At 73.6% G+C, this 23231-nt stretch carries 26 protein-coding genes; 13 read left to right on the top strand and 13 right to left on the bottom strand.

The genetic code is table 11. The annotated features are described in order from the left end of the window. Window positions 1–30: 30 nt before the first annotated feature. From CLT75_RS07270 to CLT75_RS07255, 4 genes are all read right to left on the bottom strand, one after another. Window positions 31–840, bottom strand: coding sequence for an ABC transporter permease (locus CLT75_RS07270; RefSeq protein ID WP_135240078.1), 810 nt, complete (start codon window positions 838–840; stop codon window positions 31–33). Then, window positions 837–1805: an ATP-binding cassette domain-containing protein gene (locus tag CLT75_RS07265; protein WP_135240077.1), complete on the bottom strand. Its 969-nt coding sequence runs from the start codon at window positions 1803–1805 to the stop codon at window positions 837–839. The genes CLT75_RS07270 and CLT75_RS07265 overlap by 4 nt, the downstream gene beginning before the upstream one ends. A 65-nt stretch (window positions 1806–1870) precedes the next feature. Further along, window positions 1871–2518 carry a response regulator transcription factor gene (locus tag CLT75_RS07260; protein ID WP_135240076.1) on the bottom strand — a complete coding sequence of 216 codons (648 nt, stop codon included), beginning with the start codon at window positions 2516–2518 and terminating at the stop codon, window positions 1871–1873. After that, window positions 2518–3636, bottom strand: coding sequence for a histidine kinase (locus tag CLT75_RS07255; RefSeq protein WP_135240075.1), 1119 nt, complete (start codon window positions 3634–3636; stop codon window positions 2518–2520). The genes CLT75_RS07260 and CLT75_RS07255 overlap by 1 nt, the downstream gene beginning before the upstream one ends. 119 nt (window positions 3637–3755) lie before the next feature. On the opposite strand from CLT75_RS07255, the gene CLT75_RS07250 reads away from it, so the two are divergent. Both CLT75_RS07250 and CLT75_RS07245 read left to right on the top strand, forming a co-directional pair. Beyond that, complete coding sequence (locus CLT75_RS07250) at window positions 3756–4589, top strand: ABC transporter ATP-binding protein (protein ID WP_135240074.1); 834 nt, start codon at window positions 3756–3758, stop codon at window positions 4587–4589. Continuing rightward, entirely contained in the window at window positions 4586–5557 is a 972-nt protein-coding gene (locus tag CLT75_RS07245) for an ABC transporter permease subunit (protein ID WP_135240073.1), read from the top strand. Before CLT75_RS07250 ends, CLT75_RS07245 begins: the two co-directional genes overlap by 4 nt. A 50-nt stretch (window positions 5558–5607) precedes the next feature. Here the strand turns inward: CLT75_RS07245 and CLT75_RS07240 are convergent, their stop codons facing one another. Continuing rightward, window positions 5608–6486, bottom strand: coding sequence for an alpha/beta fold hydrolase (locus CLT75_RS07240; RefSeq protein ID WP_135240072.1), 879 nt, complete (start codon window positions 6484–6486; stop codon window positions 5608–5610). Between the two features lie 99 nt (window positions 6487–6585). On the opposite strand from CLT75_RS07240, the gene CLT75_RS07235 reads away from it, so the two are divergent. Together CLT75_RS07235 and CLT75_RS07230 are read left to right on the top strand one after the other, a co-directional pair. Further along, the gene (locus tag CLT75_RS07235) at window positions 6586–8547 is read left to right on the top strand and encodes a BTAD domain-containing putative transcriptional regulator (RefSeq protein WP_135240071.1); all 1962 of its coding nucleotides are present in this window, start codon (window positions 6586–6588) and stop codon (window positions 8545–8547) included. A gap of 9 nt (window positions 8548–8556) precedes the next feature. Continuing rightward, entirely contained in the window at window positions 8557–9924 is a 1368-nt protein-coding gene (locus CLT75_RS07230) for a pyridoxal-dependent decarboxylase (RefSeq protein ID WP_135240070.1), read from the top strand. Between the two features lie 6 nt (window positions 9925–9930). Here CLT75_RS07230 and CLT75_RS07225 read toward each other — a convergent pair whose 3' ends face one another. The 5 genes from CLT75_RS07225 to CLT75_RS07205 are packed head-to-tail and all read right to left on the bottom strand — an operon-like array spanning window position 9931 to window position 12497. Beyond that, window positions 9931–10344: a hypothetical protein gene (locus CLT75_RS07225; RefSeq protein ID WP_128136620.1), complete on the bottom strand. Its 414-nt coding sequence runs from the start codon at window positions 10342–10344 to the stop codon at window positions 9931–9933. A gap of 2 nt (window positions 10345–10346) precedes the next feature. Continuing rightward, window positions 10347–10832 (bottom strand): EndoU domain-containing protein, encoded by a 486-nt coding sequence (locus tag CLT75_RS07220; RefSeq protein ID WP_030502361.1) that lies wholly within the window; start codon window positions 10830–10832, stop codon window positions 10347–10349. Then, on the bottom strand, window positions 10825–11319 hold the full coding sequence (locus tag CLT75_RS07215) for a WXG100-like domain-containing protein (protein ID WP_135240069.1): 495 nt from the start codon (window positions 11317–11319) through the stop codon (window positions 10825–10827). The genes CLT75_RS07220 and CLT75_RS07215 overlap by 8 nt, the downstream gene beginning before the upstream one ends. A gap of 1 nt (window position 11320) precedes the next feature. After that, window positions 11321–11647, bottom strand: coding sequence for a hypothetical protein (locus CLT75_RS07210; RefSeq protein WP_120569993.1), 327 nt, complete (start codon window positions 11645–11647; stop codon window positions 11321–11323). Between the two features lie 19 nt (window positions 11648–11666). Continuing rightward, a complete protein-coding gene (locus CLT75_RS07205; RefSeq protein ID WP_135240068.1) occupies window positions 11667–12497 on the bottom strand; it encodes a hypothetical protein in 831 nt (276 codons plus the stop codon). Between the two features lie 164 nt (window positions 12498–12661). On the opposite strand from CLT75_RS07205, the gene CLT75_RS07200 reads away from it, so the two are divergent. The 6 genes from CLT75_RS07200 to CLT75_RS07175 are packed head-to-tail and all read left to right on the top strand — an operon-like array spanning window position 12662 to window position 15437. Then, a complete protein-coding gene (locus CLT75_RS07200) occupies window positions 12662–13063 on the top strand; it encodes a YbaB/EbfC family nucleoid-associated protein (RefSeq protein ID WP_135240067.1) in 402 nt (133 codons plus the stop codon). Further along, the gene (locus CLT75_RS07195; protein WP_135240066.1) at window positions 13050–13370 is read left to right on the top strand and encodes a type VII secretion target; all 321 of its coding nucleotides are present in this window, start codon (window positions 13050–13052) and stop codon (window positions 13368–13370) included. The genes CLT75_RS07200 and CLT75_RS07195 overlap by 14 nt, the downstream gene beginning before the upstream one ends. After that, a complete protein-coding gene (locus tag CLT75_RS07190; RefSeq protein WP_135240065.1) occupies window positions 13367–14557 on the top strand; it encodes a WXG100 family type VII secretion target in 1191 nt (396 codons plus the stop codon). The genes CLT75_RS07195 and CLT75_RS07190 overlap by 4 nt, the downstream gene beginning before the upstream one ends. After that, window positions 14557–14877 carry a hypothetical protein gene (locus tag CLT75_RS07185; RefSeq protein ID WP_135240064.1) on the top strand — a complete coding sequence of 107 codons (321 nt, stop codon included), beginning with the start codon at window positions 14557–14559 and terminating at the stop codon, window positions 14875–14877. Before CLT75_RS07190 ends, CLT75_RS07185 begins: the two co-directional genes overlap by 1 nt. Before the next feature lie 2 nt (window positions 14878–14879). Next, window positions 14880–15095, top strand: a complete 216-nt coding sequence (locus CLT75_RS07180; RefSeq protein ID WP_135240063.1) for a DUF4926 domain-containing protein — start codon at window positions 14880–14882, stop codon at window positions 15093–15095. Between the two features lie 57 nt (window positions 15096–15152). After that, on the top strand, window positions 15153–15437 hold the full coding sequence (locus tag CLT75_RS07175; RefSeq protein ID WP_135240062.1) for a hypothetical protein: 285 nt from the start codon (window positions 15153–15155) through the stop codon (window positions 15435–15437). Here the strand turns inward: CLT75_RS07175 and CLT75_RS07170 are convergent. After that, window positions 15419–16246, bottom strand: a complete 828-nt coding sequence (locus CLT75_RS07170; protein ID WP_135240061.1) for a class I SAM-dependent methyltransferase — start codon at window positions 16244–16246, stop codon at window positions 15419–15421. The two genes, CLT75_RS07175 and CLT75_RS07170, sit on opposite strands and share 19 nt — an antisense overlap. A gap of 188 nt (window positions 16247–16434) precedes the next feature. Between CLT75_RS07170 and CLT75_RS07165 the strand changes: the two genes are divergently transcribed. From CLT75_RS07165 to CLT75_RS07155, 3 genes are read left to right on the top strand one after another with little or no spacing between them, the layout of a single operon-like run. Beyond that, entirely contained in the window at window positions 16435–17271 is an 837-nt protein-coding gene (locus CLT75_RS07165; protein WP_135240060.1) for a CPBP family intramembrane glutamic endopeptidase, read from the top strand. After that, window positions 17271–18425 (top strand): histidine kinase, encoded by a 1155-nt coding sequence (locus CLT75_RS07160; RefSeq protein ID WP_135240059.1) that lies wholly within the window; start codon window positions 17271–17273, stop codon window positions 18423–18425. The genes CLT75_RS07165 and CLT75_RS07160 overlap by 1 nt, the downstream gene beginning before the upstream one ends. Beyond that, window positions 18422–19081, top strand: a complete 660-nt coding sequence (locus CLT75_RS07155; RefSeq protein WP_135240058.1) for a response regulator transcription factor — start codon at window positions 18422–18424, stop codon at window positions 19079–19081. The genes CLT75_RS07160 and CLT75_RS07155 overlap by 4 nt, the downstream gene beginning before the upstream one ends. A gap of 69 nt (window positions 19082–19150) precedes the next feature. Here CLT75_RS07155 and CLT75_RS07150 read toward each other — a convergent pair whose 3' ends face one another. Together CLT75_RS07150 and CLT75_RS07145 are read right to left on the bottom strand one after the other, a co-directional pair. Further along, entirely contained in the window at window positions 19151–19762 is a 612-nt protein-coding gene (locus CLT75_RS07150; protein ID WP_135240057.1) for a hypothetical protein, read from the bottom strand. A 4-nt stretch (window positions 19763–19766) separates the two neighbouring features. After that, a complete protein-coding gene (locus tag CLT75_RS07145) occupies window positions 19767–23228 on the bottom strand; it encodes a protein kinase domain-containing protein (protein ID WP_135240056.1) in 3462 nt (1153 codons plus the stop codon). Between the last annotated feature and the right edge of the window lie 3 nt (window positions 23229–23231).

Raw genomic sequence — 23231 nt, 5'->3', positions numbered from 1 at the left:
GGCGGCACGCTGCCGCCCCCGGGGTCCGGCTCAGCGGCTCAGCGCCCGGTAGCGGCGCAGCGACAGCGGCAGGAACACCGCGACGAGCACGAGCGGCCACAGCACCGCCAGCAGCGGGTGGTGTGCGGCCACCCACGAGTCGCCGCCCCAGCCGGGGTTGCCGAACAGCTCCCGGGTGGCCCCGACGGTCGCGGACAGCGGGTTCCACTCGGCGACCGCGCCCAGCCACGTGGGCATGGTGGACGGCGCCACGAACGCGCTGGACAGGAAGCCGAGCGGGAACTCCAGCGTCTGCACGGCGGTGACCGCGCTCTGCCCCTTCACGGTCAGGCCGAGGAAGATGCCCACCCAGACCAGCGCGAACCGCAGCAGCAGGATCAGCCCGAGCGCGGCGAGCATGTCGCCGAGGTCGCCGCGCGCCCGCCACCCGACCGCCAGGCCGACGCCCAGCATGACGGCGAGCGTCACCACCGCGAACATCAGGTCGGCGGCCGCGCGGCCGAGCAGCGGGGCCAGCCGGGACACCGGCATGGACCGCAGCCGGTCGGTGACGCCGCGGTCCAGGTCCGCCGAGACCGCCATGGTGGTCATGCTGATACCGAAGACCATGGTCATGGCGAACATGCCGGGCATCAGGAACTCGCGGTAGCTGCCGCCGCCGGGCACCTGGAGCGCGCCGCCGAACAGATACGCGAACATCAGCACCATCAGGATGTCGAAGCCCAGGGAGCCGACCAGCGGGCCGGGCTCACGCCGCCAGTGCGCCAGCGCGCGCCCGGTGAGCGTCAGGCCGTCACCGGCCAGCGACGGGCGCCGGGCCGGGGTCACGATCGCGGTCACGCGGTCACCTCCACGCCGGTCCGGGCGACGGACGGCCCGCCGGTGAGCTGGAGGAACACCTCGTCCAGCGTGGGTCGCCGCAGCGCCACGTCGGCCACCGTCACGCCGTCGGCGTCGAGCGCGCGCAGCACCTCGGTCAGCGCGCCGGCCCGGTCGCCGACCTGGGCGCTGACCGCCCGCCGGTCCGGGTCGACCGCCGGTTCGGCGCGGGCGACGGCGCGCAGCCGCCCGGCGGCGGTGGCGAGGTCGGCGACATCGCGGACGACCAGTTCGATCCGGTCGCCGCCGAGGCGGGACTTGAGCGCGTCAGGGGTGCCCTCGGCGATCACCCGCCCGGCGTCGAGCACGCAGACCCGGTCGGCGAGCTGGTCGGCCTCGTCGAGGTACTGCGTGGTGAGCAGCACCGTGGTGCCGCCGCGGACCAGGTCGCGTACCGCCTCCCACACCTCGTTGCGGCCGCGCGGGTCGAGCGCCGTGGTCGGCTCGTCGAGGAACAGCACCGACGGCGCGAGGATCATGCCGGCGGCCAGGTCGAGGCGGCGGCGCATGCCACCGGAGTAGGTTCGTACCGGCCGCCCGCCGGCGTCGGCGAGCCCGAACCGGTCGAGCAGTTCGGTGGCCCGCCGTCTCGCAGCGGCCCGGTCCAGGTGGAACAGCCGGCCGAAAATCACCAGGTTCTCCCGCCCGCTCAGTGCCTCGTCCACCGCCGGGTGCTGGCCGACCAGGCCGATGCGGTGGCGTACCCGGTCGGCCTGCCCGGCCACGTCGTAGCCGGCGACCTCGGCGCGCCCGGCGTCGAAGCGCAGCAGTGTGGCCAGGATGCGTACGGCTGTGGTCTTGCCGGCGCCGTTCGGGCCGAGCAGCCCGCACACGGTGCCGGGTGGCACCCGCAGGTCGAATCCGTCCAGCGCGGCCGTGTCCCCGTACCGCTTGCGCAGGCCCTCCGCGAGGATCGCGTGTTCCACGTCTGTGCCCCCTCCGTCGACGAGGGCACTAACGTACAACGTACGGTATGGCGTCCGCCAATGATTCAGTCGACCACCCGGTGCTCCCACGCCCAGACCGCGATCTCGGTACGGTTCCGCAGGCCGAGCTTCGTCTGCACCGTCGACACGTGGCTCTTCACGGTGCTCAGCGAGATGAACAGCTCCGCGCCGATCTCCAGGTTCGTGCGGCCCCGGGCGATCTCCCGTACCACCTCGATCTCCCGCTCGGACAACGCCGGGCGTCGCTCGTCGCGGGGCGGGACGGGCGGCGTCAGGTGCCGCAGCAGCCGGACCGTCACCGACGGGGACACGAGCGCGTCACCCTGATACGCCGCCCGCACCGCCTCCACCAGCAGCGCCGGACCGGCGTCCTTGAGCAGGAACCCGGCCGCTCCCCCGCGCAGCGCGCCGTAGACGTACTCGTCCAGGTCGAACGTGGTGACCACGACGACCCGCAGCGGGTCGGCCACCCCGGGCCCGGCGAGCGCCCGCGTCACCTGGAGCCCGTCGAGGCGCGGCATCCGGATGTCCACCAGGCACACGTCCGGGCGCAGGCGGCGGGCCTGGGCCACCGCGTCGACGCCGTCGGACGCCTCGGCCACCACTGTGATGTCCGGCTGGTCCTCCAGGATCAGCCGCAGCCCGCCGCGGACCATCGCCTGGTCGTCGGCGAGCAGCACCCGGATCGTCATCACGCCCTCCCGTTCGGCACTACCGCCCGCACCGACCACCCGGCCCCGGGGCGGGGACCGGCGCGCAGCGTGCCGCCGAGGGCCTCGACGCGCTCGCGCAGGCCGATCAGGCCGTATCCGCCCCGCTGGTCGGCGGGCGCCCCCGACGCGTCGTCGGTCACCTCGACCACCACCGCGTCCGGCTCCTGCGCCACGTCCACGATGACCTGTCCGGCGTGCGGGGCGTGGCGGGCCACGTTCGTCAGCGCCTCCCGGACGATCCGGTGCACGGTGCTGGTGACCTCCGGCGGCCAGGCCGTCTCCCCCGGTAGGCGCAGCCGCACCGGCGGGCCCTGCCAGCGGAACCGCTCGACCAGCTCCTCGATCTGCTCGGTACCGGCCGAGGCCGGCGGCGCGTCGGCGGTGTCGCGCAGCACCCCGACCAGGCGGCGCATGGCCCGCAGCGCCTCGCCGCCTGCTGCCTCGATGCCGGCCAGCGACTCCGTGGCGCGCGCCGGATCCCGCCGCCCGACCAGGTGGGCGGCCTGTGCCTGCACCACCATGCCGGTGACGTGGTGCGCCACCACGTCGTGCAGTTCCCGGGCCAGTTCCAGCCGCTCGTCGCGGCGTACCCGCTCGGCCGCGGCCCGGGCCCGCTCGTCGAGCAGCCGCAGCGTGAGCCCGGCGGCGACCCCGCCGAGCCAGCACAGCCCGTTGAACGCGACCACCCCGGACCCGCCCGCGCCCGGGCGGGCCGCCGCCCACGCCCCGGCCGCCACCACGAGACCACCGGCCGCGACCAGACCGGCGGGCAGCGGCGGCAGCGCGCGTACCGCCGATCCGACCAGGACGGCCGACGCCAGCGCCAGCGCCGGTCCCGGCTCGGTGGGCAGGTCGAACAGCCGGGCCGCGGCGACTGCCGACCCGGCGACGACGAGTCCGGCGGTGGCCGTGACGACGCGCTGCCTGTCGCGTACCAGAGTCAGCACGCCGACCACGACGGCGGCCGCGCCGCCGGGAAGCCAGTACCGCAGCCCCCAGCTCGCGGCGATCGCCACCGCCTGGACGCCGATCGCGGCGAGCAGCACCACGGCGAGCCCCGCCGTCGCTGCCACCCGGGTGAGCCGTTCGGTAGCCATGCCCAGCACGCTAGGAGATCGCGGGCCGGCGCGAACCGGCCGAAAGGAGGGGCCGGCCGAGTGCCGGACCCTGCTCCGGACCGATGTCCGCCACTCCGGGCGTGCCCAGGATGAGTCGCATGCATCCACCACTCGCCCTGCACGCCGAGCGGCTGACCAAACGGTACGGCCGCCGCACCGCGCTTGCCGACTGCGACCTGAGCGTTCCGCGCGGGCACGTGGTCGGCCTGGTCGGCCCCAACGGCGCCGGAAAGTCCACGCTGCTGCAACTGGCCTGCGGGCTGATCGCGCCCACCTCGGGTTCGCTGACGGTGCTCGGCTCGCCGCCGGCCGCCGACGCCGCGCACCTGGCCCGGGTCGGTTTCGTCGCCCAGGACACGCCGGTGTACGCGTCCCTCACCGTCGCCGAGCACCTGCGGATGGGCGCCTGGCTGAACCCGTCCTGGGACGCGGCGCTGGCCCGGCGGCGCGTCGACGAGGTCGGCCTGGACCCGGCGCAGAAGGCGGGCCGGCTCTCCGGCGGCCAGCGCGCGCAACTGGCCCTCGCGCTGGCCGCCGCGAAGCGTCCCGAGCTGCTGATCCTCGACGAGCCGGCCGCCGCGCTGGACCCGCTGGCGCGCCGCGAGTTCATGCACGGACTGGCCGGCTTCGTGCGGGAACTCGGCGCCGGGGCGGTGCTCTCCTCGCACCTGCTCGGCGACGTGGCGCAGGTCTGCGACCACCTGGTCGTGCTCTGCGCCGCCCGGGTGCAGGTGGCCGGCCCGGTCCCGGACCTGCTCGCCACGCATCGCAAGACCGCCGCCGCGCCCGCCGGGGCCGAGGTGGTCTGGGCCGAGCCCGGCCGCGTCGTGGTCCGGGGCCCGGCGGTACGCGACGGCGCGCCGGTCACACTGGAGGAACTGGTCCTCGCGTACCTGTCCCGGGCCGCCGCCCACCCGGCGGTGACCCGATGATCCGGATGACGCTGCGGCAGTTCCGCCTCCCGGCGCTCGTCGGCGCCGTCGCGCTGGTGCTGGCCGGTGCCTACCTGCTGCGCCTCGGCGCGGACATCCGCGCCGTGCCCGATCCGGCCCGGCTGCCCGACCGGTACGCGCAGACGATGCTGTTCCTCGCCGGCGGGTTCGCACTGGTGCCCGCGCTGATCGGGGCGTTCTGGGGCGCGCCGCTCGTGGCCCGGGAACTGGAGCAGGGCACGCACCGGCTGGTGTGGAACCAGAGCGTGCCGCGCCGCCGCTGGCTGGCCGTCAAGCTCGCCGTGCTGTCAGCCGCCGCCGCGCTCGTCGCCGGTGTGCTCGGCGCGCTGCTGACCTGGGCAGCCTCGCCCGTCGACCGGATCGCCGGCGACCGGTTCAGCACCGTGCTGTTCGGCGCGCGCGGGATCGCGCCGGTCGGGTACGCCGTGTTCGGCCTCGTCCTCGGCGTGGTCGCCGGGCTGCTGCTGCGCCGCACCCTGCCGGCCATGGCAGTGGTGTTCCTGGCCGTGGTCGTGGTGCAGCTCGCGGTGCCGAACCTGCTGCGCCCGCACTACCTGCCACCGGAGCGCGTCACCGTGCCGATGACCGCCGACACCGTCAACCGGGCCCGCAACCTGGGCAGCATCACCGGCTCACCGGTCGTCGGCGGGCTCGACGTGCCGGGCGCGTGGGTCACCGGCATCAGCCCGCTGCGGACCGCCGACGGGCGGCAGCTCTCCGACGAGGCGTTCGGCACCTGTTTCCGCGACCCGCCGCGCACCGGTGCCACCGGCACGTTCGGCGACACCGCGGCCTGCCTCGGCGCGCTCGACCTGCACGTGGACCTGACGTACCAGCCGAACCGCCGGTTCTGGGCGTTCCAGTGGATCGAGCTGGCGCTCCACCTCGGCGCGGCCGGTCTGCTGGCGGCGTTCGGCCTGTGGCACGTCCGGAGACGGGCCGGCTGAGCGGACGGGGGCGGACGGTCCGGGCGCCACGCGCGCCCGGACCGCCGTGCCTACCGCTTCAGCAGCGCACGCAGCGCCTCGGCGATCTCGCCCGGCGCCTCCTCGGCCATGAAGTGCCCGGCCGTGGTGGTGCGGTGCTCCAGGTCCGGGGCCCACGCCCGCCACACCGCCGCCGCGTCGTAGCCGAGCGCGGCGCCCCAGTCCTGCTGGATGACGGTGACCGGCATGGCCAGCCGTCGCCCGGCGTCCCGGTCCGCCCGGTCGTGCGCCACGTCGATCCCGGCCGACGCCCGGTAGTCCGCGACGATCGAGTCGACCGCCTCCCGGGAGGCTCGCAGGTACTCGGCACGCACCTCGGCCGGCATGGCCGCCGGGTCACCGGCCCAGGCGTCGAGGAAGTGCCCGAAGAACGCGTCGGCGCTGCCCGCGATCATCTTCTCGGGCAGGCCGGGGGGCTGGGCCATCAGGTAGAGGTGGAACGCCACCGACGCGGACACGCCGTGCAGCACGTCCCACATGTCGAGGGTGGGCAGCACGTCCAGCGACGCCAGGTGGGTGACGGTGTCCGGGTGGTCCAGACCGGCCCGGACCGCGACCAGGGCGCCCCGGTCGTGCCCGGCGAGCGCGAACCGCTCGTGGCCGAGCGCGCGGGCCACCGCCACCACGTCGGCGGCCATGGTCCGCTTGCTGTACGTGTCCTCGGTGGCGGCGGCCGGCTTGTCGCTGGCGCCGTAGCCGCGCAGGTCCGGGCAGATCACCGTGTGCTCGCCCGCCAGGTCGGCGGCGACGTGCCGCCACATCAGGTGCGTCTGCGGGAAGCCGTGCAGCAGCACGACCGGGCTGCCGGAGCCGCCCACCGCCACGTTCAGCGTCACACCCTCGGCGACCGGAACGCGCTGATAGTCGAATCCCGCGATGGTGGTGCTCATCTCGATCCCTCTTTCGTCTCGTCGTACCTGACCAGCGTGGCGGCGCCGGATGAGCAACCGATGAGCGCGATACGGTGACCCCTGGTCGAGGAGGGGTCGGTGCCTGTCGGTTTCGGTGTGCTGGGTCCGGTCACGGCCTGGGACGACGCGGGTGCGCCGGTCGACCTCAAGGGGCCCCGCCACCGGGCCGTGCTGGCGCGGCTGGTCGCCGCCCGGGGCCGGACCGTGCCGGTCGGGCAGATCGTCGACGACCTGTGGGACGACCCGCCGGCCGGTGCGGTGGGCGCGGTCCGCACGTTCGTCGCGGCGCTGCGCCGCCGCCTCGAACCGCACCGTCCGCCCCGCGAGCCGGCCCGGCTGCTGGTCACCGACGGACCGGGGTACGCGCTGCGCGCCGACCCGGACACCGTCGACGCCTGGCGGTTCGAGGACACCGTCACCGCAGCGGCCGACTCGCTGCCCCGGGCCGCGCTGGACCGGCTCGACGAGGCGCTGGGCTGGTGGCGGGGACCCGCGTACGCCGGCTTCGACCAGCCGTGGGCGCACGCCGAACGCGCCCGGCTCGACCAGATCCGGCTGACAGCTGTCGAGCGGCGGGCCGAGGCGCTGCTGGCGCTGGACCGGGCCGCCGACGCCGTACCCGATCTCGACGCCCACGTCGCCGCGCACCCGTGGCGGGAGGACGGGTGGGCGCTGCTGGCGTCGGCGCTCTACCGGGCCGGGCGGCAGGCCGACGCGCTCGCCGTGCTGCGCCGCGCCCGGGAACTGCTGCGCGACCAGCTCGGACTCGACCCCGGGCCGCGGCTGCGGCGGCTGGAGACCGACCTGCTGCGCCAGGCCGAACCCGAACCGACAGGCCCGGCGCGGGTCTGGGCGGAGACCGCCGCGGCGTACGAGCGCAGTGTGGTGCCCGGCGCGCGGGCCCGGCTGGAGTCCACTGTCGGGCTGCTGCGCAGCCTCGCGGTGACCGGGCCGGGCGGACTGGAGGCCGCCCGGGACCAGCGCGAGGCGGCCATCACCGCGGCCGAGCAACTGGGCGACCCGGAGTTCACCGCGCGGGTCATCGGCGGGTACGACGTACCCGCGATCTGGACCCGCTCGGACGACCCGGCGCAGGCGGCCCGGGTCGTCGCGGCCGCCGAGCGGGCCCTCGCAGGGCTGGGTCCGGACGCGCCGGAGGCGACCCGGGCGCGGCTGCTGGCCACCGTCGCGATCGAGTCGCGCGGTACGGCGTCGCCGCGCCCCGCCGAGGCGGCGCGGGAGGCGGAGGCGATCGCCCGGCGGGTGGCCGATCCGGCGCTGCTGGCCCAGGCCCTCAACGGCGTGTACATGCAGACGTTCCGCCGGGCCGGGCTGGCCACCGAGCGGGACGCGATCGGGGTGGAACTGGTAGCGCTCGCGGCGCGGCACGGCCTGGCCACAGTGGAGATCCTCGGGCACCTGATCCGGGTGCAGGCGCGGAGCGCGCTCGCCGACTTCACCACCGCCGACGCGCACGCCGAGGCGGCGGACCGGCTCGCCGCCCGGCACGAGAGCCCGCTCGTCGGCGTGTTCACCGGCGGCTACCGGGCCATGCGGACCACCGCCACCGGCGCCGCGTACCCGGACGCGGAGGCGGCGTACCTGTCGTGGGCGACCGGGCTGGCCGGCTGCGGCATGCCTGGCGTGGAAGGCGGGCTGGCGCCGCTGGCGCTGCTCTGCCTGCGGGTGTGGCACGACCTGCCCACCGTCTTCCCGGCGGACACGGACTGGGGCCCGTACGCGCCCTGGGTCCGCCCGCTGCTCCTGCTCGCCGACGGCCGGCGCGAGGAAGCCGCCAAGGCATTGCGTCGCACCCCGGCGCCACCGCGTGACCTGCTCATGGAGGCCCTGTGGTGCCTCACCGCGCGGGCCGCCGTCGCGCTCGACGACCGGGACGCGATGCTGCGGGCCCGGTTCTCGCTCGCCCCGGCGGCGGGCGAGCTGGCCGGGGCGGGCAGCGGCCTGCTCACCGTCGGGCCGGTCGCCCTGCACCTGGACCGGCTCGACACCGCCCTCGGAGAGAGCGGCGACCAGGGCTAGGGTGCGGCGATGGACGAGCTGAGGCACCTGTTCCGGCGCGCCGCCGACCACGCGGCCGACTACCGGCTGTCGCTGCCGGACCGGCCGGTCGGCGTACCCGTGGACCAGACCGCGCTGCACAGGGCGTTCGCCGGCCCGCTGCCGGACGCGCCCACCCCGCCCGAACAGGTGCTCGCGGAGCTGGTGACCGCCGCCGAACCCGGACTCGTGGCCACCGCCGGGCCGCGCTACTTCGGCTTCGTCATCGGCGGCGCCTCGCCGGCCGCCACCGCCGCGGACATGCTGGCCGCCGGGTGGGACCAGAACGCGTTCAACGCTGTCACCTCGCCCGCCGCGGTGGCCGCCGAGTCGGCCGCCGGTACCTGGCTGAAGGAGCTGCTGGGCATCCCGGCGACCGCGTCGGCCGGGTTCGTCACCGGCGGGCAGGCCGCGAACACCGCCGGGCTCGCCGCCGCCCGCCACCAGGTGCTCGCCGACGCCGGCTGGGACGTGGAACGACGAGGGCTGCACGGCGCACCGGCGGTCCGGGTGTTCGCCGGCGCCGAACGGCACGCCACCATCGACAGGTCGCTGCGGCTGCTCGGCCTCGGCACCGACGCGCTGCGCCCGGTGCCGACCGGCCCGCAGGGCGCCATCGACCCGCACGCCCTGGCGGCGGCGCTGCGCGACGCCGGCCCCGGACCGATCATCGTGTGCCTTCAGGCGGGCAACGTGAACACCGGCGCGTGCGACGACCTGCGCCGCGCCTGCGACCTGGTCCACCGGTACGGCGGCTGGGCGCACGTGGACGGCGCGTTCGGGCTGTGGGCGGGTGCCAGTCCGGCCACCCGGCACCTGGTGGACGGGCTGGAGGCGGCCGACTCGTGGGCCTGCGACGGCCACAAGTGGCTGAACCTGCCGTACGACACCGCGTTCGCGTTCTGCGCCCGGCCCGACGTGCACGCGGCGGCCATGTCGTACGCGGCCGCGTACCTCGTGGGTTCCGGTGGGGTGCCCGCGGGCGCGGACCTGACGGCGGAGTCCTCGCGCCGTGCCCGTGGTTTCGCGGTCTGGGCCGGGCTGCGGGAGCTGGGCCGCGACGGCGTCGCCGCGCTGGTGGAGCGGTGTTGCGCGCTGGCCCGGCGGTTCGCCGACGGGCTGACCGCGGCCGGGTTCGAGGTGGTGAACGACGTCGTGCTCAATCAGGTGCTGGTCGGGTTCGGCGACGACGCACGCACCGACCGGGTGGTGGCCGCGGTACAGGCCGACGGGACGTGCTGGGCCGGCGGGACGACGTGGCGGGGTCGGCGGCTGATGCGGATCTCGGTGTCGAACGCGACCACGACGGAGGCGGACGTGGACCGGTCGGTGGCGGCGATCGCCCGGCTGGCCCGCTGAGCGGCGTCAGCCGGGCAGACGCAGCAGGTGCCGCCCGGGGAACGGGCCGCCGTGCTCCCGCTCCCAGGTGGCGAGGTGGCGCTTCTTCTCCTCGGGCGAGGGGGCGAGGAAGTCGAAGTAGGCGAGGATCACCGTGCGGGCCTCGTCGACCGTGTACGACGCTCCCGACGGCACCGGGCCGAGGCTGTCCACGCTGACGCCGGTCGGCGTGCAGCGCACGACAGCGGAGTTGCCCTCGTACTCCTCGTAGTCCGAGCGCCCGGACATCACGTCGTCGATGCACTGCAACAGCTCGAGGCAGTCCGGGGCGTACGTCTGGATGTCGCTGACGAGCTGGGAGGCGAACGGGCGGAAACGCGCGTCACCGCTGGTCATGGTGGGCGCGCCGTTCTGATTGCGCCCGAACTGGATGTCACCCACAGCTAGCGTCCCCCCACCGGCCAAGCCGAGTACCACGTCGTGCCACCGGGATTGTAGAAGCCCTCGACGAGCAGCCCGTTCGCCCTCCCCTGCCATTTGTTCGGGTCGTCCGGGTGCGGGCCGCCGGACCGGAACGCGCCCTCGATCGTCTCGTCGACCCGCTGCGGCGTCCAGTTGTCCGGGAAGAAGGTGCTCGAACCGCGCTTCTGGCGCCAGACGCCGCCGTCGTCCTGCACGTCGACGCGGGCGCGGTACGTGCCGTCGGCGTGCCGTTCAAGGATCATCTCGCGGCCGTCGGCGTCGACGCGGACCCGGGCACCCGGCGGGTTCTCCCCCATGAACCGGTGGTGGAAGCCGGTACCCCGGGGCGGATTGGCGTTGGTGTTCACGTGACCGCGGAAGATGTGCGCGTAGCGGCGGTGCCGCATCCGGGCCCGGAGCCACTTCTCGACCGGCGTGAAGAGACCGGCCTTTCCCCGCTTACCCACCGAGCACCGCTTCGGTGGCCATGTTCAGCAACTGGTCGATGAGGACACCGGTGATGAGCTTGAAGATCGGGATCTCCAGCAGTGAGGCACCGAAGGTGACCACCGCCGTGGCGACCGCCTGCGCGATCTGGATGGCCAGGAGCGTCAGCTGCACGATCACGTTGATCTTCAACGCCAGGACGATTCCGGCGCACACCATGAGCCCGGTTCCGATGAGCGCCGCCGCGGAGGCCCCGTCGTCCAGCTTGGTCTTCGCCGAGTCGGCGGCCTGCCAGCTCGTCTGGAAGCGTTCGATGGCGTCGTCGCGGTTCTGGGTCCACATCTGCTGCGCCGACCGGTCGGCGTCGGCCACCGGAGCACGGAGCCGGTCCGGGAAGGCCAGCCACGCCTGGCCCATCTCCAGCAGCTTCGTCTCGTCGGCCTCGGGCCAGGTGTAGCCGAGCATGCCGAGCAGGGACACCAGTTCTCCGGGCAGGGTCATTCCCATGTCAGCCGAGCACCTCACGGAAGCGGCCGAGGCTCTCAGTGATCATGCGTTCGGTCTCCTGGTAGTTGAGGCCCATCACCCGGCTCAGCTTGCCGATGTCCTCGATCTCGACGAGGTTTGCGTCGTAGCTCTCCAGCGCCAGGTCGCGGATCGTCTCGTACACCATCCCGATGAGCGAGCCGAGGTCGTCGTTGCCCCACGGGGTGCCGAAGGCCGCCAGCTCGGCGTCGAACGCGGACAGCGCGGCGCGCAGACGTTGCGCGGAGGCGACGATGTCGTCACCCGCCCCGATGATCGATTCGGGATCGATCTCGATCTCGCGAGCCATCAGCGCTCCTCTCGGTCGGTCATCGTCCCGGTTCCCGGATGGTCTGCATCACGCCGGTCAGCGCGCCGGTGAGCGCGGACATCTGGCGGACGCTGGCCTCCTGCAACTCGCGCAGCCGCGCGTCGAGCGCGGCCGAGCCGATCCCCTGCGGCGCCGCCGCCGGGGGGATCTGCTCCAGCGCGCGGTTGACCGCGACCACCACCGACTCGCCGAGCTCCGCCGAGGACAGCCGGCGGGGCGGTCGGGTGACCTCCAGGCGGGTCAGCCGGGCCGAGCCGTCGACCTCCGCGCGCACGGTCCCGGCGTCATCGGATCCGCTCCACCGCTCGTCCCCGCCGTCGTCGTCGGCCGGCGTCCCGCCGGTCGCGGTGCCCAGCACGTCCATGACCTGGTGCAGGAGGTCCGCCGGGCCGTTCGCCGGGACGTCCCCGCCGAGCCCGGTCGCCGGACCGGCTGCGGCGACGGCATCGGCGATCGCGCCGTGGAGCCGGCGCATCGCGGCCTCGCTCTCGGCGAGGACGGCCCCGAGGCTTCCGGTCAGCGCGGACAGGTCGGCCACCGGTTCGCTGCTCGCCAGACTGCCGCGGGACGCGGTCAGCGCGTCGTTCACCGCCTGCTCGACCAGGCGGCCCAGCTCGTCCTCGGACAGCCGCATCAACGGGGCGGCCAGCTCGACGGAGCGCAGCCGCCCGTCCTCCGCCGTCACCTCGACCTGGCCGTCGGCGGCCCGGCCGTGCGCCTCGGCGGTCACGCCGCCGGCGGGACGCCCGCCGGCGCGCAGGGCCGCCAGCTCCTCGCGGTAGCCGGAGACGCGCGCCGCGTAGTCGTCGGCCGTGGCGTCCTGTGTCATCCCGTTTCCTCCCCGTCACGGTCAACCAGACCCTAGCAACGCCCGGCACGCCCGGATGTCCCTCCACAGGGGAGCCAGGCCACCACCGCGCCGTCACGGGGCCCACACGCATCGCGACCGGTTGCTACCGTGTCGGGCACCGCCGTCCTCTAGGGAGGGTCGTCATGTGGGCGGACGAGGCCGCGCTGGACGCGGCGGCACGACGGCTCGACGAGTGGGAGTCGTCGCTGGTCGCCCGGGCGGCGCGCGCCCGCGACCTGTCCGCCCGCACACAGGCACTGACCGGCACCGCCCGCAGCGCCGACGGGCTGGTCGAGGTCACCGTCGACGCGTCCGGGCTGCTCACCGGCCTGCGACTCGACGAACGCGTCCGGCAGCACTCCGCCGCACACACCGCCCGGCAGATCCTGGCGGTCACCCGGGACGCCCGCGCCGACCTGCTGCGACGGCTCACCGAGGTCACCACCGAGACGCTCGGCGCGGACGACCCGGCCGCGCGGGCGATCGTCGAGTCCCACCAGCGGCGGCTCGGCACCGACCCGGGCGCGCCGGATGCCGCCCGGTGACGGCCTCCGGGTCGACCCGGACGACCTGACCGCGCACGCCGCCCACCTGGGCCGCTGCGCCGACAGCATCGACACCGCACGGCAGGCCGGGCAACACGTCCGGATGAGCGCCGACGCGTACGGGCAGCTCTGCGCGATCATGCCGGTCCTGCTCGACGGCCTCCAGCGGACGCTCACCGACGGCATCGGCACCGCCGCCACCTCGGTCCGGGACACCGCCGGGAGGCTGCGGTCCAGCGCCGAGCGGTACCGCGCCTCCGACGCGCACGCCGCGGACCTGCTCGACCGGGTACGGCACCGTCGGTGACCACGAACCCGTTGGTCGCCGCCGCCCCGGACACCGCGCCGAGTGCTTGGGCGGGCGTGTGGATCTGCGAGGACATCGAACTCATCGCCCAGGGCGTACGCACCGGCAGCTGGATCGACGGCGGCCTCGGCGTCGTCAGCGCCGGCCTCGACGCCCTCGCCCTCGTGTCCGACCCCGCCGGGGTCCTCCTCCAGTACGGCATCGCCTGGCTCATCGAGCACGTCAAGCCGCTCAGCGAGGCGCTCGACTGGCTCGCCGGCGACCCCGCCGAGATCACCGCGCACGCCCAGACCTGGCGCAACGTCGCTGCGTCGCTGCGCGAGGACGCCGCCGAACTGACCCACGCCGTCCACACCGAGGTCGCCGGGTGGACCGGCGCCGCCGCCACCGGCTACCGCCGCTGGGCGGCCGAGCAGCAGCAGGCCGTCACCGGTCTGGCGCAGGGCGCCGAGGCGATGGCCGCGATCACCGAGGGCGCCGCCGGCCTGGTCGCGGCCGTGCGGCTGCTGGTCCGCGACGCCATCGCCGCCTGCGTGTCCCGGCTGATCGTGTACGCGGCCGAACTGGTCGCCACGGCCGGGCTGGCGACGCCGCTGGTGGTCGAGCAGGTGACGACGACCGTGGCGTCGTGGGCGGCGCGGATCGGGCGGTTGTTGCGGGGGTTGCTGGCGAGTCTGCGGCGGCTGATGCCGGAGATGCGGCGGCTCGGCGACCTGATCGAGAAGCTGAGGGAGGCGCTACGCCGACTGACGCACCGTTCACCAGAGCCAGGCCCGTCGAGACCCGGCGGCGACACGGACCCTCCCCAGATCCCGAAAATAGATGAGGAGCAGCGGGTTCGCGATCTGGGCATGGATCCTGCGACCGGCAGATTCCGGCCGGCCGAGGCCGAGACAGCCGTCCGGATCGAGCAGCAGCTCGGGGTACGGCTGCGGCGGGCGCCGCCGGACTCCTCGGCGGACTGGGTGGACGCCCCGGGACGCACCTATGATGCGGTGGGCAACTTCGCCGGCCAGTATTTCGACCGGCAGTGGCCACAACTTCAGTACCAGATCGAAAGGCACCTGGAGAAGGCCGATCTCGTCCCGGTCGACGTTTCCAGGTTCTCGGCGCAGCAGACAGCCATGGTCGAACAGTTCATAGCCGATCGCGGGTTAGGCCCGCGCGTCTTCATCGTGGGGAAGTAATGGCCGGTCTCATCGTCCTCCGGCCCGGGATCGACTGGACAGCGACCGGGGGCCTGTTCGACTGGACACTGGATTTTCTCGTGTCCCGGCTGTCGGACAGACGCGCCGCCGAGCATCTTCAGGAGATCATCGACAACAACCTCGGCTCGTTCTGGCTGGAGGACCTGTCCCCGGAGGCCCAGCGCGAAGTCGTAACCCATTGGCGTACCGCTCTGGTGGCGGAGGGCGAACAGGACTTGCCGGAGACGGACCAGAAACCCGACGTGCTCGCACACCTTCGAGAACTCGTCGCCGCGACCTACCGGCTGCCGGTGGAGTAGCGGTGGCCTTGCGTCTGCACGACGTGGTCGAGATCAATGAGGCCCTGCCCGAGGAGAACCTCCCAGCCGGCGCGGTCGGCACCATCGTCCATATGTACCGCCGACACGACCGCGCCTACGAGGTGGAGTTCGCCGACGAGAACGGTCGCACGGTCAGCAGCGTCGCACTCACCGCGGACAAGCTCAGCGAGATCCCACCTAGGACTTCCCAGGGGTGATCCGGTGCCCACGAGACCGATGGTCGGAGACCGCCGGTCAGGCCCGAGGAGTACAGGGTGGCTACATTCGACGGGTGGCTGGACGCGTACGAAGTCGTCTACCGCACGCTGCCAGCCAGGTCCGACCACCGGTGCCCGAACTGCCGTCACCGGACTCTTCGCATGGTGTTCACCGGGCCACCCGGTGCCGGGTACGGCTACGTCTCGTTCTGGTGCGACACCTGCCTGGAGGGCATCCACGTCTCCCGGGCCCCGGTTCCCGCCGGAGTGACGGCCCTGTCCACTGCCGCACCGATCGAGGAACGCACCAGAGGCATCCCCAACTACCGCCTGGTGACGTAACTGCCGCCTGAACTCGCGCGAGGGCGGGCGATCCCGTACTGCAGCCGGACGTCGACCCGCTCGGTCACCCTGTCCAACCCACCGAGGGCGTCGCGCACGTCGGTGGCGAACGCCGCGCGCTTCCGCGAGGACGGCAGATGTTCGGCGGACATCGCGGAGAAGACGCCGCCCACCATGTCGTCGACGGTGAGCGGGGCGTCGTACCGCACCGACGTCTCCCCGTACCGATAGCCCGCACGCACGAGCGCCTCCCGGTTGCGCCGGCGCCCGGCCTCGTCGGTCTGGCATGTCCCGGTCACCGGGTGGCCGAGCATCCGTTCCAGGCACACGCGTAGCGCGCGCGACCATTCGGTGTCCTGCATCCACAGCGGTTCGCCGTTGGTGACGACGACGATGCCACCTCCGGGGCGCACCATCGGCCGGGCCGCCTGCAACAGGGTGTCGCGGTCCATGAAGTGAATGGCGACGGCGACGGTCAGTGCACCGACCGTGCCCTCGCCGAGCAGCCGGGACAACGCCGGGACGTCACCGTCGCCGCCGAGCACCCACGTGGCGTTGGCCGTCCCCCGGTCCACTGCCGTTCGCCGGGCGATCGCCAGCATGTCCGGCTCCGGATCCATGCCGATGACCGCGCCCACCCGATCGGCGAGCGGGATGCTCAGCTGGCCCGTGCCGCAACCGAGGTCAACCACCGTGTCATCGGCGCCGAGACGGAAGGCTGCCGCCAGGGCGTCGAGCACCTCGGGCGGATAGCCGCGCCGATGCCGCGCGTAGTAGGTCGCCACCTCACCGCCGAAGCCCGTCGCCATGCCGGCAGCCTGCCCGCCGCGGCCGCCTCGAGGCCAGCCGTTCTGCTCAGGGCACGCCCCCGAAGTGCTTGTCCCCCGTGCGAGCTACCCGCAAGTGTCCACCGCACGGTGACGATTCCCGGCCCGCGAATCCATAGCGTTCCAGGTGACCGCGGCGCTCCGGCCGCGGACCTCTCGAAGGAATCGTCATGCGTGTGGTGAAGCAGTTCCTGGCCGTCGTCGCGGTCAGTCTCGTCGGCAGCCAGGCGGTCGTCGCGGCACAGGACAACGCCTGGCTCAGCCTGATCCTCGGCGTCGCGACCGCCGCGGCCGCCATCATGGCGTACGGGTGGGTGGTGCGCCGCACCGAACGCCGCGAGGTCACCGAGCTGGCCCGGGACGGCGCGGCCGCAAGGCTCAACCGCGGGGTGCTGATCGGTTTCGCCATGTTCGCGGCGGTCATCGTCAACATCGCCCTCATGGGCGGCTACCACGTCCACGGCCTCGGCTCGGTGTCCGGCGCGGTCGGCATCTTCGGGTTCATGGCCGCCGCGGCGGTGACCGAGGAGCTGATGTTCCGCGGCCTGCTGTTCCGCCTGGTCGAGGAGCGGCTCGGTACGTGGCTCTCGCTGCTGCTGACCGGCGTACTGTTCGGCCTGATGCACCTGCTGAACCCGGACGCCAGCCTGTGGGGCGCGACCGCCATCGCGATCGAGGCGGGGTTCATGCTGGCGGCCTGCTACGCCGCGACCCGCAACCTGTGGGTGCCGATCGGCCTGCACTTCGGCTGGAACTTCGCCGCCGGCGGCGTCTTCAGCGTCGTCGTCTCCGGCAACGGCGAGTCGGCGGGGCTGCTGGACGCCAGCACGTCGGGTTCGACGCTGCTCAGCGGCGGCGACTTCGGGCCGGAGGGCAGCCTCTACACGGTCGCGGCCGGGGCGGTGCTGACAGTGGTCTTCCTCTGGCTGGCCCACCGCCGCGGCCACATCGTGACGCGGCGCCGCCGCGCGGCCGAGGCCCCGGCGGAGAGCGTTACGGTCTCCTGATGATCACCCGACGGATGCTCCCGGACTCGTGGCGGCGCTGGCCCGTCACGGTCCGGGATCTCCCGCTCGCGCTGGTGATCGCGCTCGCATCAGTGACCCCACCGCTGCGCGGCATCGGTACGCAGCTCGGCGATCTGCCCGCCCGGCCGTTCGACGCGCTCACAGTGGTGGTGATCGCGCTGGAGTGCCTTCCGCTGGCGCTGCGCCGCAGCCGCCCGGCGCTGTCCCTCGCCCTGGTGTCACTCGGCTTCGCGCTCGACCAGGTACGCGCGTACCACACCTTCGCGGGCGCCGCGCTCGCCGTCGCGCTGGTGAGCGCGGGCGCCCACCTGGACCGAGGCCGCCGTACGACGGTGCTCACCGGCTCCCTCGCGTACGTCGGACTGGCCGTCGCCCTCGACCGGCAGGGGTCGACCGAAGGGGTGGTCGGCTTCACCACGTTCTACCTGCTGCTGGCGCTCGCCTGGGGCACCGGGTCGTGGCTGCGGCAGAACCGCGCCGCCGAGGCCGAGCGCCGCCGGCACGTCGCCGAGACCGCCCGCGCCGCCGAACGCGCCCGCATCGCCGGTGAACTGCACGACGTGGTGACCCACCACGTGACGGCGATGGTGGTGCAGGCCGAGGCGGCCCGCTACCTGACCGCCGCGCCCGACCGCCTCGACGCCGCCCTGACCGCCGTCACCGACACCGGCCGCCGCGCCATCGGCGACCTGCGGGTGCTGCTCGACGTGCTCAACCCCGACCACGGTACGGAGGCACGCACCCCGCCCGTCGGCGAGCTGCACGCCCTGGTGGAGCAGACCCGCCAGGCCGGGCAGCCGGTGGAGTTCACGCAGGAGGGCAGCCCGGCGGAGGTGACCGGCGGCGCGGAGGTGGCCGCGTACCGGGTGGTGCAGGAGGCGCTGACGAACGCGCTCAAGTACGCCCACGGCCGTCCCACCGCCGTCCACGTACACCATGGCGACAGGGAGATCACGGTGGAGATCAGCACGGAGGGCCACGGCACGGGCGCCGCGGGTCCGGGCGGAAGCGGACGCGGCCTCGCCGGGCTGCGCGAGCGCGTCACGGTGCTCGGCGGCGAGTTCGACGCCGGGCGCCGGGCCGGCGGCGGCTTCGTCGTCCGGGCGCGCATCCCCACCAGGAGCGCGTCGTGACCGCGCCGATCCGGGTGCTCGTCTGCGACGACCAGGCCCTGATCCGTACCGGATTCGCCACCATCATCGGCGCGCAGCCGGACATGGAGGCGGTGGGTGAGTGCGGCGACGGCCGCGCCGCTGTCGACCTCGCCGGCCGCCTGCGGCCCGACGTGGTGGTGATGGACGTACGCATGCCCGTGCTCGACGGCATCGAGGCGACCCGCCTGCTGGCCGGCGCGGGCGTCGCCCACCCAGTCAAGGTGCTGGTGGTGACGACGTTCAACCTCGACGAGTACGTCTACGAGGCGCTGCGCGCCGGCGCGAGCGGGTTCCTGCTCAAGGACGCCCCACCGGCGCAGCTGCTGCACGGCATCCGCACCGTCGCCTCCGGCGCCGCGCTGCTGGCGCCGGAGGTGACGCGGCAGCTCGTCGGCCGGTACGCGGCGCGGATCCGTCCCGCCGAGGGCGCGTCTGCGGCCGTGGGGCTGACGCCGCGTGAGCTGGAGGTGCTGCGGTTGATCGCGGACGGGCTGTCGAACAGCGAGATCGCGGCGCGGCTGGTGATCAGCCAGGAGACGGTGAAGACGTACGTGTCGCGGATCCTCACGAAGCTGGACCTGCGGGATCGGGTGCAGGCGGTGGTGTACGCGTACCGCACCGGCCTGGTCACCTGATTCTCGGGTCGCGGACGCGGGCAGTCCAGCTCAGTGGCGATCGCGGCCGTGCCGCACAGTGCCGCTGGTCTAGCCGCCAGGAACCGACACTCCGTTGTCGTCGAGAGGTGAGCCGTCCAGGGCGCGATCGGTCTCCGCTGCGGTCAGACGCACGATCACGTCGCCGTCGGAGGTCGGAAAGCGGGTGAAACGCAACAGGACGAACCCCGAACGGTTGCTGCCCCGCACGCCGTTGCCGAGGGGCGTCGTGTGCACACCCTCGACGAGCCATTGATAGAGCGGCTGCGCGTCTTCGTCACGCCAGCCCTTCAAGCCGGCGTGGTGAACCGCCAGGGTCAGCTTCTCGGCCAGGTACTCGGGGTCACAGACGCTGGTGATCGTCAGATCGAGTTCCGCGAACCGGTGTGCCGGCCCGAAGTGCCACAGTGCCCGCACCTCGCGGACCCCCGGGGTCAGCGGCCGTCCGACGAACAACCAGTGGTACGCGTCCAGGAAGGGTGCGTGGCGCTTGAGCCAGCTCTCCCTGTCCTGCTCCCGCACGATCCAGGGCGCAGGGATCTCGTTGAACTCGTCGGTCCACACCACTTCGGGGATCTCCCAGGCATCGAGCCAGGTTCTGACGCGCTCCCGGTTGGCCAGGAACGCGGCTCGCAGTTCCTCGTGCTGGCGGCGTTCGGTCATCGGATCACTCTCCGTAGTCCCAATCGAGGCCCCAGATGCGGACATTGCCCTGGTGGTCGCCGGTGACGACGGTGCCGAACGCGTCGTCGGCGCGTATCGCGTTGACCCGGACGTGGTGACCGTGCAGGGAGCGGATGCGGCGTCCGGCGCGCAGATCCCAGACGTCGACGGTCTGCTCTCCCGGGTCTCCGGCCACCGCGAACCTCCCGTCGGGCGACACCACCACCTCCTCGACCCCGGAGAGGCGTCCGGCCGGGCCGTCGAGGGCCCTCCCGTCGAACACCAGCTCTCCGCTCGCGGTGTCCCACACGACGAAGCCGGTCAGCCCGGCGATGACGGCGAGCCGACGCGAGTCCGTGAAGGCCAACGCCGCCGACGAGCTGTGCTTGACCCGGTCGAGCCGGTACGACGGGCGCCTGTCACCCGGTCGCCACGCGGTCAGGCGGGTCATCTCGGCCAGCAGCAGCATTCCGGAGGCGAAGCGGATCTCCGTGTGCGGGTCGACGTCCGCAAAGGTCTTCACGGGCTTTCCGGTGTCCATCGACCGGACCTCCACGGCGGCCGCGGCCGCGTCATGGGTTAGCAGCTGCACGGCGATCGAGCGGGACGCCTCGTCGGCCGTGACGCCGACGATCGTGCCGGGTCCGGTGCGGACCGTCGCGACGCAGGCAGCCGCCTCCAGCGACCACACCGTCGCCAATCCATGGCCGAAGCCGACCGCCAGCAGGTCGCCCGAGATGTCGAGGGTGGTGTTCCCATCGTCGCGCGGCAGGGCGCCGGCCACCTTGAACCGGGGCTGGAACGTCCTGGTGTCGTGGCAGGCCACCGATCCGTCCGCGTAGCCGATGATCACGTCCCGGCCGCCCCTGGCGAAGGACAGGCTGGTGGCGGGGTTCCGCCGCTCGGTGACCCCGCCTGCCTTCTCCAGCGTTTCCAGGTCGAATATCTCGACCTCGTCGACGTTGGCGGGGAAGGCGAACAACCGGCCGGAGGCGCCGACGTCGAAGGCGCCACGGGCGAGCATGACATCGGACAGCTCCTGCTCCAGCCACATGCCGATCAGTCCGGTGCGCCGCAGGTTCCGCCCCAGGGCCCCGGAGGCCCGGCGTAGCCGCGGGTGACGTTCGTGGCCCGGAACGGCTCGCGCCTCGCGGATCGCGTCTGCCGCGCGCCGATCCTCTCCGGCCGCGATCATCGCCTCGATGCGTTCCATGACCTGGTCGAACGCCCGCTCGTCGCGCGCGAGGGCACCGACCGGGCGGGGCGGCGCGTACGACCAGGGAGCGAGGTGTCCGCTGAGCGGCATGGGAAGTCGGGAGAGCGAGGTCTGGCCGCTGTAGCCGTGCGACTCGGCGATGACCGCGTAGCCGCAGTCCCCGCTGAACGCCGTCGCGTCGCGACGTGAACCCCGCGCCCAGTCCTTCGGGAAGGTGCGGACGCATCGGCGGATGGCGAGTTCGAGGACCTGAAGGTCTCCGGTCCCGGGGTCGAGCAGCGCCCAGCCGGCCCGGCCGGAGACGCCGAGCATGCGGTATCCGGTCAGCCAGGGGACCTCCCACCGTCGCGGTTCGTCCCAGACCCGCATGTCCACCACCGTCAGGGACCGGTAGCCGATCCTCAGGACGGTCGACCCGTCCGGTGCCAGGGCGACCTTCTGGCCGTCGCCGTCCATCTCGTCGGCGGGTATGTGCAGGCCCCGCATCCTCGTGTCCCGCAGGGGCCACCACTGCTCCACCCGGTGGTCGACAGCGGAGCCGGGACGGCCCAGTGAGGCGGAGACGCACACCTCGGCGTCCGGGCCGAGGATCACCCGGGTGACAGTGCCGTCGTGGGGCCGGATGCCGGCGACCGGCTCCCACGCGCCGGTGCGGAAGACGAGGACGCGGCCGTCGGCCGTACCCACAGCCGCGAAGCCACCCTCGGGGCTGAGCGCCACGGCTGTTCCTCCGTCCAGCCGGCCTTCGAGGTGGGCCGTGCCGTCGGCGAGCCGCCACCGCTCGACGCGGGAATCCTGGTAGCAGACGAGGACCCGCGCTCCGGCGTGGTCGATCGCGACGTCGACGGGAGCCGGGCCGGAGGCGGCGAGTTCCGCGACCACCCGGCCCGCGAAGGCGTCCCAGACCCGCACCCGCCCTGACCTCTCGGCCACCACCACGTGTGTCGCGTCGTGATCGCAGGCCATCGCGACGACCTGGCCGGACAGCTGCCCGAACACCTCGAGCGTGCCCCTCGGCTCCAGCCGGGCACAGCGCTCCCGCGCGGCCGCGATCTCCGGCGAACCCGGATGCTTGCGGTCCGCCTCAGCCAGGTGCCGGGCCGCGAGGACGCCGTCGCCGCGTTCCATGTGCACCATCGCGGCCAGGTAGTCCGCCTCCCAGGAGTCGCCCGTGGCGCGCAGTTCCGACAGGAGGGTCTCGTCGGTGACCAGCCCCTCGGCCCATCTGAGGAGCCCGTGGTTGTAGACCGCGCGGACGTTGTGCGGGTCGATCGCCTTGGCCCGCTCGAACATCTCGATCGCCCGGCGTTGGTCGCCGAGGTCCCACAGGGACAGCGCCTTGTTCGACAAGCCGTCGGCCTTGAGAGACGGCGGCACCCGGTCGGAGTGCGGGTAGGGACCCGATGTGCAGTCCGCATAGACGCTCAGGAGGACGGCCTCCGCCTCGGCGGTGTCGCCGATCCTCGACCGGGGGTCGGGCACCAGGCAGCCGGACAGGAGGTCGCGCAGCGGCTGCGGGAGATCGCCGCGTAGCGACGCCAGCGCATCCGCACCGTCGTGTCCCCACTTCCAGAGCCGGCGCCCGTGCAGCAGCTCGATCACCGTCAGCGCCCAGGACCACATGTCGCTGGCTCGGCCGATCCTTCCGTCCGGATCGACCTGCTCCGGGGAGCAGTACTGCGGTGTGAATCCGCCGAGCGTCGCGTACGAGGTCTCGACGCCACCCGCTGCGCTGTGCGACACGGACGCTTTCGCCTTGGCCGTTCCGAAGTCGGTCACCCGTGCGGTCTCACCGTCGTACATGACGTTGGAAGGCTTGATGTCCTGATGCACCAGACCTGCCGCGTGCGCGTGGCCGATGCCGCGCAGCATCTGGATCGCGACGTCCAGGGCCCGCGGGAGATCGCGGCACCGCCCGTCCCGCACCGCCGCGGTCAGGTCGCCGCCCGCGACCCATTCGGCGAAGACCACCGGGTACGCCCCGACGCGCTGCACGTAGTTGCAGCCCACCACGTTCGGGTGCGGGTCCAGTTCGGTCCATGCCTGCGCCTCCTGCGCGAGCAGGTCGAGGATCCCGGGCGCCGCTGCCAGGTCGGGGCGCGGCGTCTTCACCGCCAGGTCGACGCCCCAGGCGAGGTGATGGGCGCGGTAGACGAACCCCGTACCGCCGGTCTCGACGACCTCCTCGATGCGGAACGTGTCGAGGACGGTCTCCCCCGGCCGCCACCGGATGACCTCCCCCGCGTCCACACC

The organism is Micromonospora sp. CNZ285, assembly GCF_004637285.1.
The sequence above is the reverse complement of the archived record's forward strand: the minus strand, read 5'-3'. Positions and strand labels throughout refer to the sequence as shown.

Bases quoted from the DNA above. Each gene is read 5' to 3' on its own strand.
- CLT75_RS07260 (WP_135240076.1), bottom strand. From the start codon at position 2,518: ATGACGATCCGGGTGCTGCTCGCCGACGACCAGGCGATGGTCCGCGGC.
- CLT75_RS07255 (WP_135240075.1), bottom strand. From the start codon at position 3,636: ATGGCTACCGAACGGCTCACCCGGGTGGCAGCGACGGCGGGGCTCGCC.
- CLT75_RS07250 (WP_135240074.1), top strand. From the start codon at position 3,756: ATGCATCCACCACTCGCCCTGCACGCCGAGCGGCTGACCAAACGGTAC.
- CLT75_RS07245 (WP_135240073.1), top strand. From the start codon at position 4,586: ATGATCCGGATGACGCTGCGGCAGTTCCGCCTCCCGGCGCTCGTCGGC.
- CLT75_RS07240 (WP_135240072.1), bottom strand. From the start codon at position 6,486: ATGAGCACCACCATCGCGGGATTCGACTATCAGCGCGTTCCGGTCGCC.
- CLT75_RS07230 (WP_135240070.1), top strand. From the start codon at position 8,557: ATGGACGAGCTGAGGCACCTGTTCCGGCGCGCCGCCGACCACGCGGCC.
- CLT75_RS07215 (WP_135240069.1), bottom strand. From the start codon at position 11,319: ATGGGAATGACCCTGCCCGGAGAACTGGTGTCCCTGCTCGGCATGCTC.
- CLT75_RS07210 (WP_120569993.1), bottom strand. From the start codon at position 11,647: ATGGCTCGCGAGATCGAGATCGATCCCGAATCGATCATCGGGGCGGGT.
- CLT75_RS07205 (WP_135240068.1), bottom strand. From the start codon at position 12,497: ATGACACAGGACGCCACGGCCGACGACTACGCGGCGCGCGTCTCCGGC.
- CLT75_RS07200 (WP_135240067.1), top strand. From the start codon at position 12,662: ATGTGGGCGGACGAGGCCGCGCTGGACGCGGCGGCACGACGGCTCGAC.
- CLT75_RS07195 (WP_135240066.1), top strand. From the start codon at position 13,050: ATGCCGCCCGGTGACGGCCTCCGGGTCGACCCGGACGACCTGACCGCG.
- CLT75_RS07185 (WP_135240064.1), top strand. From the start codon at position 14,557: ATGGCCGGTCTCATCGTCCTCCGGCCCGGGATCGACTGGACAGCGACC.
- CLT75_RS07170 (WP_135240061.1), bottom strand. From the start codon at position 16,246: ATGGCGACGGGCTTCGGCGGTGAGGTGGCGACCTACTACGCGCGGCAT.
- CLT75_RS07165 (WP_135240060.1), top strand. From the start codon at position 16,435: ATGCGTGTGGTGAAGCAGTTCCTGGCCGTCGTCGCGGTCAGTCTCGTC.
- CLT75_RS07160 (WP_135240059.1), top strand. From the start codon at position 17,271: ATGATCACCCGACGGATGCTCCCGGACTCGTGGCGGCGCTGGCCCGTC.
- CLT75_RS07150 (WP_135240057.1), bottom strand. From the start codon at position 19,762: ATGACCGAACGCCGCCAGCACGAGGAACTGCGAGCCGCGTTCCTGGCC.